Origin of the sequence: Vibrio sp. 10N.222.55.C6 (assembly GCF_041473395.1) — a bacterium.
Classification (GTDB): Bacteria; Pseudomonadota; Gammaproteobacteria; order Enterobacterales; family Vibrionaceae; genus Vibrio; species Vibrio crassostreae_C.
Genome location: NZ_JBFRSD010000007.1, coordinates 118,398 through 131,410, shown reverse-complemented (window position 1 = coordinate 131,410; position 13,013 = coordinate 118,398). Strand labels below are relative to the sequence as shown.

Genomic DNA, 13,013 nt, shown 5'->3' with positions numbered 1-13,013 from the left:
GATTACTTTTCCGTGAGTTAGATTAAACTGTCTCAATGTTTATGGTTTGCCGATTTGTCTCAAACCAAAGGAATTAACACTAATATAGGTTTACGGTCGTTATGCGCAAAATTCTACTTACTACCGCTATGCTATTGGCTTCTGGTCAAGCACTAGCTGTCGATGAACAACCACAGGTAATGAGCAACTTTAACTATGATTACTTTGAAGCACGTATCGGTGCTAGCCCAGTAACATTTGGTGGTGCGTTCAGTAAGTCCATTCACCCGAACGCTCACGCTATAGCACGTATCGATTCAGAATTTGAAAGCGATTACGACTCAGCTGTAGGTCTTGGTTTCCACGCTCCATTAAACAACTGGGCAGACCTAACAGGTGAAATGCTAGCTCGTATCGTTCAACCTGAGAACTCAAGCTCTACTGATATCGGTATGGAAATCAACATTGGTGTTCGCCAATGGCTTGGTCCACAACTAGAAGTAGGTGGTAAAGGTGGTTACGTTTCTATCGATGACAACGATGATTGGACAGGTTCTGTTTACGCGCGTTTCCACTCTACAGAGCTTTTCTCTTTAGGTGCTGAAGCTCGTATTAACGACTTCTACGGTGACCAACTTATGTTCACTGCTCGCTTCAAGTACTAATACTTAAAGCTCAAGCCCTAGCAAATAAGCTCTCTATGAGCACTTAGCCTTTTGATACTTAGTCTTTTAAGAAATCCGGCTAAGACAGAAACAAAAAAACCGAGGACATTCCTCGGTTTTTATTTATTAACAGTAATCTTAAGCATATAAGGTAAACTTCTTTAGTGGCAGCTCTTTAGTAATTGCTGCTTGCGTGGCTCTTGTAATAGTTTCCAGTGAATACCATCAATTGCACCCGCAAATTTCCAAAGTAGTTTTAGGTCAACATCGTTTCCGTACGCTTCGCGAACCTTATTAAACACTTCAGGTGCGCCCAACTGCATAAACATTGAAACATCATCCACACCCGCCTTTTTAACCATGCGCTCTAACGTAAGCTGCATGTTTGGTAGATCTCTTAATCTACGGCTAGCTGATGACTTCTTGAAGCTACGCTGCTGAATTGAATTATCGATTGAAGTACGAATAATACTATCCAATTCAGGATGTTCACAGGTAAACAGATCCGTAATGTCGTAATAGTTTACGGTTGCTGTTGTCTGCTTCTTTACATGACGATACTTTTCACAATCAAGATCGGTCAGTTTTTTATCTAATGATTTTCCACCTCTAATGAATAAACAACCTTCACTCAATAAAGCGAACATAGCGTCATTTTGAAAGAGGCCAATACCTCCGAACATAGAACGTTTTTGATGCTCACCAAATTGATTCACGTAATTAATAAATGCTGTCTCGGTCATATCCGTTGATCCTTAATCAAATTACCCCGATTAGGTTGATCACCAGACAAGCAGCTTGTTATGCGAAAATTTTAAATCTATTTTGTTATTCTATAGGTGAATATTATGGTTTCGTTTTTCACCTTTAAATAAATCATACTTCGAAAAGAAAAATAAGTCTGGACTTAGTTCACATCAATCAATTGAGTATTCCGGTTTTTCATGATTGACTTCACAGTAAACTATCAAACCATGCTTGAATTTGGACACCTAGTGATACACCGGTTCAAATTATTAAAGGTTATGTAGACGGGTGAGTATTGCCTCGCAGCATCGTGGCTTGTAAAATGGCAGGACAGACCTGTTTTTACTTTTTATATGAATCATTTATCGTTTTTCTGGCTACCTCAAAATAAGACTCTTCTCTTAAAGGGTCTAGAATCAGAGTTTGCCCAACTTGTTGGACATTCTATCTCAGCGGGAAAAATAACACTTCCTCCTATCCCTAACGTTGTACTGAAGATTCAATCGCTTTGTACCCTTGAATCAACTGGGATTGCTGACGTTGCCGAGTGCTTACTCGAAGACCCAGGCCTCGCTGCTATTGTCATTCGTGTGGCTAACTCTGTCGTCTTTAACCGACGTAATATTACTTGTGTTGATATTATGACGGCGGTGTCGCGCCTTGGCATATTAAGAGTACGTGACATCGTGACGGCTCAGGCTATTGAGCAACTCAAACACTCAGTCAACCTCAGTAAAGAATGTAATAAGGTATTGGTTCAGAGCGCTTCTGTATCAAAAGAGCTGGGCGCTACTATGGTGCTTGTTACCAACAGCTTCAAAGAGCTCTCCCCTACTGAATACCGTTACCTTGAGCATGAAAAATCGCTGCTTGTTGGATTACTGGCTGATATTGGTTTGTTCTGTTTGGTTAGCGAATACCACCTCTACCTCGAAAATGGCAATTACCTAGATCACGACATCGCTCTACAAATCTTCCAAGGCCAATGTTCTGCTACCAGTAAATTGGTGCTTAACCGTTGGGGCTTCGACAGCGACTTTATTGATGTGTGCAGCAATACCATCAATAACCACGAACAGCGTGAAGTCTCTTACTTAGATATCGCTCGAATCGCTAACCACCTGCTGATGTTCAGAAACAAGGATGAGAACATCGATGATCACGAAGTTGAACTTAACGTGACAGGTGCAGAGGTGCTTTATAAATTAAGCAACTTGAGCAAGCATGATTTTAATGCAAAGCTAAGCGACGTGATCAATACTAGCGGCTTCTAAGTCACTGTTAAATTACAAGTAAGTGTAATATGAAGTAAATGCAATGGGGAAAGCATGTTTACAGGGATGATCTTTATATTTGCGCCACTCGTCGTGGGGTATCTTTTTGCAATTTCGAACGCTCAGACATTAGAATTTATCAACCGCTCAACATCGCGGTTGATCTACGTGATTCTGGCGTTAATGGGACTAAGCTTAGCCGCCCTCGATAACCTAGGCAGTAACCTGCAGACAATCCTTCTATATACCGTCACTTTCTTTGTCTGCTTAAGCGTATGTAACCTAATGGCACTGCCCGCTATTGATAAGTTATTGCCACTCAAAACCGACAGTAGCAAGAAGAAGCTTCCCCTCTCTTCTATGGCGATGGAATCTGCAAAACTCATCTTAGTGGTAGGTTCAGGGCTAATCGCTGGCTTAGTGCTGCCTATTGGCCTTGATTGGGTTGATACCGCAAGCGAATGGATTCTGTTTGTTCTTCTATTCTTTATCGGCATTCAGCTGCGTAATAGCGGACTCACACTTCGTCAGATCTTACTCAACAAGCACGGTATGGTTATCGCAATCACCATTATCATCACCTCAATGTTAGGTGGTGTAATCGCGGCTTACATCCTAGATATCCCTCTGTTCAAAGCCTTGGCAATGTCTTCTGGATTTGGTTGGTACTCTCTGGCTGGTATCTTAATGGGTGACGCCTTTGGTCCTGTCTATGGTGGCGCTTCTTTCATGCTTGAGCTGTTAAGAGAGTTAGTTGCCTTGGTACTGATTCCAGTGCTAATTCGCAGCTACCCATGCACTTCCATTGGTTATGCTGGTGCGACTGCGATGGACTTCACCTTACCGGTCATTCAAACAACAGGCGGCGTTAGATGTGTGCCTATCGCTATCGTCAGTGGCTTTATCCTCAGCTTGCTTGTTCCGATATTGATGTTGTTCTTTGTATCTCTTGCTAACTAGATCGCAGGAATAGCGTTTGTTTTAGATTAGAATGCAACTCGAATACCAATGCCCAAGACACCGATACTGTTACCGAAATAAAAAGACACTAAGTGTCATTGCTCAACAAATAACGATCACGGTAACCTGTAACGACAAAGTTATAAAAAGAATAAACTTACAAAAGGAACCACTATGAAACGCCTTTGCGTCGCATTACTGCTAGCTTCAACTTCTACTTTCTCTTTTGCAGCAGATTCAATGTCTGAGACAAACCAGTGCCAAGCAAAAAAATATGATGCGTACATCGACGCTTCTTTGAATTGGTATGCCGACCTTGCTGCATTAACCTCTGAGCAATATCCAGAGCTAACAGAAGTGAGTGAGTGGTTCCTAGAAGGTCGTAAGCACCACTTTGAGCTTAACCGTGCTGCGGTTCACTACTACTTAGTAAACGACTCAAGCAAAGTGGCAACAGAGCAACCTGTAGAAGGTTGGTTGCAACTTGAGCAACACGACATTAAAACGCTATCAACACGTGATGATGAGCTTGGTAAAATCGCGAAAACAACATTCGATGACCGCCAATCAACGCCTCACGCTCAAAACTACGAACTACGTTCTGCCTTTGCAGAGCTGCTTAGTCACCCTAAGCAAATCGACTCAGCGCTGCAGCGTTACAACCAGTCGATCAGTAAACTTGAAGCGATTAAGTGTAAATAACCCCGCATTTAATATGCTTTTTTGAGAAGTTGGATTTCATAATTAAGACGGGACATTGTTCCCGTTTTCGTTTAGATTGTCCCGCTCGCGTCAATATTAGAAAAATAACTCGCTTGCTATGGTTACGGAACAAAAAACAGCAGATGTTAGCTTCGACAGTCTTCTACGTATCTTCACGGTACCTGAAGGCCCAGATTCAACACTCACTCAAATTGAAGACAAACTTTCACGAAACCTGAATCAATTCTTACGTGAACATATTGTGGCTGAAGAAAAGCCGCTACGTGAAATTGAGAAAGATTTTTCAAATGCTCATATCCCAGAGCAGCCTGAGTTTGTTTCTGAACATACTGAGCATCTCCTCGATTCTCTTGTGTCTCATTCGGTTCACACGTCTTCGCCAAGTTTTATTGGCCATATGACCTCTGCGTTGCCGTACTTCCTGATGCCGCTTTCAAAAATCATGATTGCGTTGAATCAGAATCTAGTAAAAATCGAGACCTCAAAAGCTTTCACTCCCCTAGAACGTCAAGTTCTGGGCATGTTACATCGCCTGATTTATCAAGATAGTGACCAGTTTTATTCTCGTTGGATGCACAGCGCAAACCACTCTTTAGGTGCGTTTTGTTCTGGCGGTACCATCGCGAACATTACAGCGCTCTGGGTTGCACGTAACAACGCACTAAAAGCGCAAGGTTCGTTCAAAGGTGTAGAAAAAGAAGGCCTGTTTAAAGCCATGAAGCACTACGACTACGAAGGCCTTGCCATCTTAGTCTCTGAACGTGGCCACTACTCTCTGAAAAAAGCCGCGGATGTCCTTGGTATTGGTCAAGAAGGTCTAGTGTCTGTTAAAACAGATAACGACAACCGTATTTGTACTGATGATTTAAGACTCAAGATCGAGCAGCTCAAGCAGAACAAGATCAAACCTTTCGCCGTCATTGGTGTGGCTGGTACAACCGAAACCGGTAATATCGACCCGCTAAGAGACATTGCTGAGGTGTGTGCCGAATCCGATTGTCATTTCCACGTTGATGCAGCTTGGGGCGGTGCGACTCTGATGTCTAACAATCATCGTCACCTACTTGATGGTATTGAACTGGCGGATTCAGTCACGATTGATGCGCATAAACAGCTTTATATCCCTATGGGTGCGGGTATGGTTCTGTTTAAGAAGCCAGATGCGATGACTGCGATTGAACATCATGCTCAATACATTCTTCGTAAAGGCTCAAAAGATTTAGGCAGCCATACGTTAGAAGGTTCTCGTTCAGGTATGGCAATGCTGGTTTACGCCGCAATGCACATCATTAGCCGCCCAGGTTATGAACTGCTGATCGACCAAAGCATCAACAAAGCGCGCTACTTTGCCGACCTAATTAAAGATCAGAGCGACTTCGAGCTGGTTTCAGAACCTGAGCTTTGCCTACTGACTTATCGCTATGTCCCTGAGTCAGTCAAAGCGGCACTGCTTAAAGCTGAGCCTGAACATCGTGTCGAACTGAATGAATTGCTCAATGAGCTGACTAAGTTTATTCAGAAGAAGCAGCGTGAAACAGGTAAGTCTTTCGTGTCACGTACACGCTTAAACCCTGAAGCATGGGTACATCAGCCAATCATCGTTTTCCGCGTGGTATTAGCAAACCCACTAACAGGCAATGACATTCTTTCGTCAGTGCTTGAAGAACAGCGTGAGATCTCTAAACTAGCACCAAACTTGATGGGCAAAATCAACAAACTGGTTACGCAAATCAACGCATAGTCATTCAATTTTAGTTGCATCAAATTGAAAATTTCTTTCTTTTTGATGTAACTAAGCTGTCAGTTCATACCCATTTTGCATTCTTTTTGCTCAAACTCTCTTCCAATTCTGTAGTTTTCTAAAATTTTGTTGAGGTTTGTCATATTCTTAAGCATTCATGCCCTGTTTTTGTATTAGTAAATAGTATGTTGGGTTTATACTGACTCTATGGTGCTAGTTAGCTTGATATCTATTTGACGCAGCAGTATTTACGAAACCGAATATACATCGGCTTTGTGTTTACTGATATTTGCTTCAGCCATACCCCCTGGTAAAAGATATTAACTAGCAAGTTGTTCTCTATACCCTTGTGAACACTATGAATACATTAGAAAAAATACAAAAAAACCTGGAAAATTTCAGCAAGTCTGAGCGCAAGGTAGCCGAAGTAATTATGGCTTCCCCTCAAACTGCAATTCATTCTAGCATTGCTACCTTAGCTAAAATGGCTGACGTGAGTGAGCCTACAGTTAACCGCTTCTGTCGTCGATTAGACACAAAGGGCTTCCCTGACTTCAAACTTCACCTAGCTCAAAGCTTGGCAAACGGTACACCTTACGTGAACCGTAATGTTGAAGAAGATGATGGTCCAGATGCTTATACGCATAAGATTTTCGAATCAACTATGGCTTGTCTAGACGTTGCTAAAAACAGTCTAGACGCGATGCAAGTAAACCGTGCTGTTGACTTGCTGACTCAAGCAAAACGCATTTCGTTCTTCGGACTGGGTGCCTCTTCTGCTGTCGCCAAAGATGCTCAAAACAAGTTTATTCGTTTTAATATCCCAATCACATGTTTCGAAGACATCGTGATGCAACGAATGAGCTGCATTAACTGCAGTGATAACGACGTTATTGTTCTTATCTCTCATACTGGCCGCACTAAAAGCCAAGTTGAGATTGCAAACTTAGCGCGTGAAAACGGTGCGACAGTTATTGCTATCACAGCAAAAGATTCTCCACTGGATAAAGCGAGCTCGTTGTCTATTTCTCTGGATGTTCCAGAAGACACTGACGTTTACATGCCAATGGCAAGTCGCGTTGTTCAGATGACGGTTATCGATGTGCTAGCGACAGGCTTTACGCTACGTCGTGGTTCTGGTTTCAGAGAGAACCTAAAGCGCGTCAAAGAGTCACTTCGTGATTCACGTTACGAGAAGTACTCTCAGTTCTAATCTGCTTAGTCATGAACTGAAAACAGATGACCAGAGAACAAGTTGAATTAAAAAAACGGAGCCTAGAGCTCCGTTTTTATTTGTCTGTATAAAATGACTTATACAACGAACAAGTTTAAGACCGTTAGATAGTCCAACTATTGCCCTTCTCAACCACGCTGTTTTCGGACGCATAAGAATTGATAATGGTAAAGCTCGACTCGACAGCTGGCTCTTGCCCAATTTGATTCATTGAAGCTCCCTCATGATGCCCTTCTCTACAACTGCACTTCTCGCATACTTGCTTCAAAATATGCACGAGCCTCTCTTGGTTAAGCGGCAAAGGGTTTCCTTTAATCGCCACTGATTTGAGCGCGTCGGCAGACACCTCATCAAACTGGGCTTCACAGACACCAAATTCCAACAAGTTGGGTAACTTAAGCGTATCAAGCACTTCCGATAACCAAGAAATTGCCTCCTCTTCTATTGCTTCTACGTTACCTGTTACTATCTGAGCGATTCGCTGATAACGCGCTAGGATGTCGCTTCTTTGCTGCTCTTTTGCAACGGCTATGTTCTCCAACATCACAAACGGCGCTAAACGCGCGGTAATCACACTATGAGGCGCAGAAATCTTACCTCCTAGTGCGGAGGCTAAACCATGGGCTGCGCCAAGCTTGGCATTAGTTATCGCCATACCACCGAGCATAGAAGCGAAAGCAAGATCAGAACGTGCTTGAGGCTCATCATAAACACACGCTTTAACCACAGAACCACTCAACTTACGCAGCCCTTCTTCACAAATCATATCGGTTAACGGATTCGGTTCACCACACACGTAGGCTTCCATTAGATGAGTAAAGGCATCCATCGCACCTCGCCCAGATAGATATAGATTGGTTCCATGAGTTAGGGTTGGGTCGACAATCGCAACGTCGGCCAGCATGTCTGGGCTTCTCAGGCTGATTTTTACTTGGTCTTGGCCTGATTTCAGCACCGCGTTTTTAGTGACCTCGGCGCCGGTACTCGCTGTGGTTGGAATTGCGATAAACGGAAGTGGTTTGGTTTTAAGAGGAACATTACGCCCGACCACTTCAACATAGTCATATAAATTGCCTTGATTAGGTAAAACCGCAGCCAACGCTTTGCCCATATCGATGGCGCTACCGCCCCCCATGGCGACAACCATATCTGGCTTAAATCGACGAGCAGAAATAGCCGCCTCTTCAACCATTTTGATATTAGGTTCACCGGAAACGGCAATGTGCTGATAACGCATACTCTGCGCATCAAGATAGTCAGTAACAATTGAAGTGCGCTCTAATGTATTGCCTGTAACCAATAGCACGCTGTAGCCATATTGATTAAAGAGAGACAATGAAGCGGAAAGTGCTCCATCACCAAAGATGATCTTTGTAGATGTCATAAATTGAAACATGGTGCCTCCTGCGCCTATGACCGAACAAAACTGCGAACTCTTGGTTATTGGAATTTAGCCTTTATATAGTGCATCAGTATTAAGATGCCTCGTTCTGTATGCGCTTTTTTTGACGAGGTGCAACTTGTCGCATTAAAGATGGATTAATGTCGTATTCTTAGGGGTAATTCACACTCTTAAATTAAGGGTAATCAATCTGAATACCCATCAGAAATCAGCATGGATCCTTTTTGTGACCATTATTTGCTCTGATAGACAAAACCTATTGTATTAAGAGGTAATTCCATCTTTATTTCCCCATGGCATTGAGGCATAGTTGGTTTTATGAAATTTTGAGTGGCATTCACTAAAGAATAGTTAACATAATCGAGTTAACGAGCCTCATCCCGTATTTAGGAGAAATTAAATGTTTGTAGTTATTTTTGGTCGCCCTGCTTGCCCATTCTGTGTTCGTGCAAAAGAGCATGCTGAAACTCTTAAAGCTAAACGCGATGACTTCAACTACCGTTACGTTGACATCCACGCTGAAGGTATCAGCAAAGCTGATCTAGAGAAGACTGTTGGTAAACCTGTCGATACAGTTCCACAAATCTTCATCGACCAAGACCACATCGGCGGCTGCACAGAATTTGAAGCATACGCAAAAGAAAACCTAGGTCTTTTCGACTAAGCTAGGATTTCTCAAACGAGAATCAGGGCTAAAGCCTTAAACAGCTGACCCATTTAGGCGTTAGACTGTACGATTTATAGAAAGCCCGCTCACTGTAGCGGGCTTTTTTATGACCAGTTTTCATACGGAATAAGAATAAGGTCAAAATCAAGTAAATTAACAAAATATTGCTTATAATTTATTTATATTTAGATACAATTCACCTCTCAAACTTACCCTGTGTTCCACGCCAATTATTGAGCGACCACCGTGAATATCGACGTTGTTTTTCTGTTAGAACAAAACCCCATTCTCCTCATCTTTGTTGTTTTATCGATTGGATTAGCCATTGGTAAAATTCGTTTCGGTAGCCTCCAACTTGGTAATTCAATCGGTGTTTTGATTACTTCCCTTATCATGGGACATCTTGGCTTTTCTTTTAACGCAGATGCGCTCACCATTGGTTTCATGCTGTTCATCTACTGTGTTGGCATTGAAGCTGGACCAAACTTCTTCGGTATCTTCTTCAGAGACGGTAAGCACTACCTCATTCTGAGCCTTGTGGTACTTTCTACCGCAATTGCCCTAACCTATTTCAGTAGTCATTACCTTGGCCTAGGCTTTGGTTTATCTGCAGGCATGATGGCAGGTGCCTTAACAGCAACGCCGATATTGGTAGGTGCTCAAGATGCTCTGAATTCTGGGCTTGCAGAATTACCAAGAAACATGGACTTGAGCCTGATTATCGAAAACCTTTCAGTCGGTTACGCGATGGCTTACTTGGTTGGCTTAATCAGTATGATTATGTTTGCTCGCTTGATTCCAAAACTTCAAAAAGTGAACCTACACGACTCGGCAGAGCAAATCGCCCAAGAACGTGGGTTAGGCGCTTCAGGTCAGCGTAAGGTTTACTTGCCCATTATTCGTGCTTATCGAGTGGGACCAGAGCTCATCTCTTGGACTGACGGTAAGAATCTGCGTGAACTGGGCATCTATCGCCAAACAGGCTGTTACATCGAGCGTATTCGACGTAATGGTATTCTTGCCCATCCAGATGGTGATGCAATTCTGCAAGAAGGCGATGAGATCGCATTGGTTGGTTTCCCAGATAGCCACGCTCGTCTAGACCCAAGCTTCCGTAACGGTAAAGAAGTTTTCGACCGTAACCTTCTCGATCTGCGTATCGTGGAAGAAGAGATCGTCGTTAAGAGTGACAGTATCGCAGGTAAGCGCCTATCAGACTTAAACCTGTCTGAATACGGCTGTTTCCTTAGCCGCGTAGTACGTGCTCAGATTGAAATGCCGATGGACTTAAACATCGTGCTTTCTAAAGGTGACGTCCTACAGGTGAGTGGTGAAAAGAGTCGAGTGCACGGCCTAGCTGAGAAAATTGGTTTCATCTCAATCCACAGCCAAATGGCGGATTTGATGGCCTTCTGTAGCTTCTTCATTTTGGGTATTTTGTTTGGTTTAATCACCATGACATTCGGTCAGGTATCGTTTGGGCTAGGTAACGCGGTTGGCCTGCTTCTATCGGGCATCATGCTTGGTTTCCTACGAGCGAACCACCCTACTTTCGGTTATGTGCCTCAAGGTGCTCTGAACATGGTCAAAGACCTCGGTTTGATGTTCTTTATGGTCGGTATCGGCTTGAGCGCCGGTGGTAAGATATTTGAGCACTTAACCCAAGTTGGCCCACAGGTAATAGGTATTGCCCTAGTAGTGAGTGTGCTGCCAGTATTCTTCGCTTACTTGGTTGGCGCTTACGTATTGAAGATGAACCGAGCTTTGTTGTTCGGTGCAATCATTGGCGCGCGAACTTGCGCTCCAGCGATGGACATCGTAAATGACCACGCTCGCTCAACGATTCCGGCTCTGGGTTATGCGGGTACTTATGCGATAGCCAATATATTGATGACCTTAGCAGGTACTTTCATCATCATAATTAGCTAGCATCTGCTGCATTAAAAGCAGCCAAGCTTAGATATTTCGAATGCACTAATTCACTTTGGGTTAGTGCATTTTTTATAACCTGTTTTAAGCGGTTCAAGCCTTCTTCCCCACTCCTGCTCTTAACTCTCTTCATCCCTTATTTCTACTCTTGTCCCCCTTCGAATCGCGGTAGCCGTATCCGCTCTTAAATCTCTTCGCATCCCGCCACTCGAATCCCATATCTGCTCTTAATCTCTTGAACCAAATAGCAGACAAAAAAATAGGCGCTCAATGAGCGCCTATTTCGTTTAGATTCGATAACTTGAATTAGATGTCAGCTACATCAAATTCAACAGCTGGGTTAACGTCAGCTTCGTAATCAACACCTTCAACACCGAAACCAAATAGCTTCAAGAACTCTTCTTTGTACTCTACGTAGTCAGTCAGTTCTTTTAGGTTCTCAGTTGTGATTTGAGGCCATAGGTTACGACAGTGATCTTGAATGTCTTCGCGAAGCTCAAGGTCATCTAGACGTAGACGGTTCACTTCATCCACTTCTGGCGCGCTGCCGTCTTCTTTGTATAGACGTTGGCTGAACATACGGAAGATCTGTTCCATACAACCTTCGTGAATACCTTCTTCACGCATCTTCTTGAACACCATAGCGATGTAAAGAGGCATTACAGGGATTGCAGAACTTGCTTGAGTCACTACAGACTTAAGAACAGCAACGTTTGCAGTACCGCCAGTTTGGCCTAGCTTCTCGTTCAGCGCTGTCGCTGCACGGTCTAGATCCATCTTAGCTTTACCTAGTGCGCCATCCCAGTAGATTGGCCACGTTAGTTCAGTACCGATGTAGCTGTAAGCAACCGTCTTACAACCGTCCGCTAGAACACCAGCTTCAGAAAGAGCATTGATCCAAAGTTCCCAATCTTCACCGCCCATTACAGTAACAGTGTCTTTGATCTCTTCTTCAGTTGCAGGCTCTACGCTTGCTTCGATGATTGTGTCTTTGTTCGTATCAACCGCAGTTGACGTGTACGTTTCACCGATAGGCTTTAGAGATGAACGAATTACTTCGCCAGTCTCTGGCATTTTACGCACTGGAGACGCCAGTGAGTATACAACCATATCGATTTGGCCTAGATCTTCTTTGATCAGGTCAATTGTTTTCTGTTTCGCTTCGTTAGAGAAAGCATCGCCGTTCAGGCTTTTTGAATACAGGCCTTCTTCTTTAGCTAGCTTGTCGAACGCTGCTGAGTTGTAGAAACCAGCTGTGCCCGGCTTTTTCTCAGTACCGGCTTTCTCGAAGAAAACACCGATAGTTGAAGCGCCGCCACCAAATGCAGCCGCAATACGTGAAGACAAGCCGTAGCCACTTGAAGAGCCAACAACTAGTACACGTTTAGGTGCGTTTGCGATTGGGCCTTGAGCTTTTGTGTAAGCAATTTGTTCTTTTACATTAGCTTCACAACCGACTGGATGTGTTGTAGTACAGATGAATCCGCGAATTCGAGGTTTGATGATCATATTCAACTTCCTTAAAAAATCAGGTTAAGGATAAAAGTTTCGTACGCAAATGGCATCTAATTTCTGTAAAAATGTGGCGAAAATGCAAGTGGTTGGAGCACTCAGTGAATATTTGCTGACTAAGTCACCATTTGTTAACGCCTCTATTGCAACTTCTACGACAAAAACAAAAAAAGGCACCTA

11 protein-coding genes are annotated in these 13,013 nt (G+C 43.3%); 8 read left to right on the top strand and 3 right to left on the bottom strand.

Going from position 1 to position 13,013, the window contains the following annotated elements; genetic code table 11:
- The first annotated feature begins 101 nt into the window (after positions 1 to 101).
- Positions 102 to 644, top strand: coding sequence for a hypothetical protein (locus AB4486_RS08170; protein WP_017065409.1), 543 nt, complete (start codon positions 102 to 104; stop codon positions 642 to 644).
- 161 nt (positions 645 to 805) lie between these two features.
- Here the strand turns inward: AB4486_RS08170 and AB4486_RS08165 are convergent, their stop codons facing one another.
- Positions 806 to 1,387 carry a TfoX/Sxy family DNA transformation protein gene (locus AB4486_RS08165; protein ID WP_017060401.1) on the bottom strand — a complete coding sequence of 194 codons (582 nt, stop codon included), beginning with the start codon at positions 1,385 to 1,387 and terminating at the stop codon, positions 806 to 808.
- Between the two features lie 357 nt (positions 1,388 to 1,744).
- Between AB4486_RS08165 and AB4486_RS08160 the strand changes: the two genes are divergently transcribed.
- From AB4486_RS08160 to AB4486_RS08140, 5 genes are all read left to right on the top strand, one after another.
- Positions 1,745 to 2,665 (top strand): HDOD domain-containing protein, encoded by a 921-nt coding sequence (locus AB4486_RS08160; protein ID WP_017066065.1) that lies wholly within the window; start codon positions 1,745 to 1,747, stop codon positions 2,663 to 2,665.
- 54 nt (positions 2,666 to 2,719) lie between these two features.
- The gene (locus AB4486_RS08155) at positions 2,720 to 3,625 is read left to right on the top strand and encodes a lysine exporter LysO family protein (RefSeq protein WP_017071961.1); all 906 of its coding nucleotides are present in this window, start codon (positions 2,720 to 2,722) and stop codon (positions 3,623 to 3,625) included.
- A gap of 174 nt (positions 3,626 to 3,799) precedes the next feature.
- Complete coding sequence (locus AB4486_RS08150; RefSeq protein WP_017066066.1) at positions 3,800 to 4,327, top strand: hypothetical protein; 528 nt, start codon at positions 3,800 to 3,802, stop codon at positions 4,325 to 4,327.
- A 118-nt stretch (positions 4,328 to 4,445) separates the two neighbouring features.
- On the top strand, positions 4,446 to 6,089 hold the full coding sequence (gene panP / locus AB4486_RS08145; protein ID WP_017060397.1) for a pyridoxal-dependent aspartate 1-decarboxylase PanP: 1,644 nt from the start codon (positions 4,446 to 4,448) through the stop codon (positions 6,087 to 6,089).
- A gap of 358 nt (positions 6,090 to 6,447) precedes the next feature.
- Positions 6,448 to 7,302: a MurR/RpiR family transcriptional regulator gene (locus AB4486_RS08140; protein ID WP_004734686.1), complete on the top strand. Its 855-nt coding sequence runs from the start codon at positions 6,448 to 6,450 to the stop codon at positions 7,300 to 7,302.
- A gap of 124 nt (positions 7,303 to 7,426) precedes the next feature.
- Here the strand turns inward: AB4486_RS08140 and AB4486_RS08135 are convergent, their stop codons facing one another.
- Positions 7,427 to 8,719, bottom strand: coding sequence for an iron-containing alcohol dehydrogenase (locus AB4486_RS08135; RefSeq protein WP_017060396.1), 1,293 nt, complete (start codon positions 8,717 to 8,719; stop codon positions 7,427 to 7,429).
- Positions 8,720 to 9,125: 406 nt separating this feature from the next.
- Between AB4486_RS08135 and AB4486_RS08130 the strand changes: the two genes are divergently transcribed.
- Together AB4486_RS08130 and AB4486_RS08125 are read left to right on the top strand one after the other, a co-directional pair.
- Positions 9,126 to 9,389, top strand: a complete 264-nt coding sequence (locus AB4486_RS08130) for a GrxA family glutaredoxin (protein WP_009847069.1) — start codon at positions 9,126 to 9,128, stop codon at positions 9,387 to 9,389.
- A gap of 249 nt (positions 9,390 to 9,638) precedes the next feature.
- Positions 9,639 to 11,321: an aspartate:alanine antiporter gene (locus AB4486_RS08125; protein ID WP_065584163.1), complete on the top strand. Its 1,683-nt coding sequence runs from the start codon at positions 9,639 to 9,641 to the stop codon at positions 11,319 to 11,321.
- A 306-nt stretch (positions 11,322 to 11,627) separates the two neighbouring features.
- On the opposite strand, the gene fabV is transcribed toward AB4486_RS08125, so the two are convergent.
- The gene (fabV, locus tag AB4486_RS08120; protein ID WP_017060392.1) at positions 11,628 to 12,830 is read right to left on the bottom strand and encodes an enoyl-ACP reductase FabV; all 1,203 of its coding nucleotides are present in this window, start codon (positions 12,828 to 12,830) and stop codon (positions 11,628 to 11,630) included.
- Positions 12,831 to 13,013 lie beyond the last annotated feature (183 nt).

Excerpts from the sequence above, each read along its gene's own strand:
- AB4486_RS08170 (WP_017065409.1), top strand. The coding sequence starts at position 102 with ATGCGCAAAATTCTACTTACTACCGCTATGCTATTGGCTTCTGGTCAA.
- AB4486_RS08165 (WP_017060401.1), bottom strand. The coding sequence starts at position 1,387 with ATGACCGAGACAGCATTTATTAATTACGTGAATCAATTTGGTGAGCAT.
- AB4486_RS08160 (WP_017066065.1), top strand. The coding sequence starts at position 1,745 with ATGAATCATTTATCGTTTTTCTGGCTACCTCAAAATAAGACTCTTCTC.
- AB4486_RS08155 (WP_017071961.1), top strand. The coding sequence starts at position 2,720 with ATGTTTACAGGGATGATCTTTATATTTGCGCCACTCGTCGTGGGGTAT.
- AB4486_RS08150 (WP_017066066.1), top strand. The coding sequence starts at position 3,800 with ATGAAACGCCTTTGCGTCGCATTACTGCTAGCTTCAACTTCTACTTTC.
- panP (WP_017060397.1), top strand. The coding sequence starts at position 4,446 with ATGGTTACGGAACAAAAAACAGCAGATGTTAGCTTCGACAGTCTTCTA.
- AB4486_RS08140 (WP_004734686.1), top strand. The coding sequence starts at position 6,448 with ATGAATACATTAGAAAAAATACAAAAAAACCTGGAAAATTTCAGCAAG.
- AB4486_RS08135 (WP_017060396.1), bottom strand. The coding sequence starts at position 8,719 with ATGTTTCAATTTATGACATCTACAAAGATCATCTTTGGTGATGGAGCA.
- AB4486_RS08130 (WP_009847069.1), top strand. The coding sequence starts at position 9,126 with ATGTTTGTAGTTATTTTTGGTCGCCCTGCTTGCCCATTCTGTGTTCGT.
- fabV (WP_017060392.1), bottom strand. The coding sequence starts at position 12,830 with ATGATCATCAAACCTCGAATTCGCGGATTCATCTGTACTACAACACAT.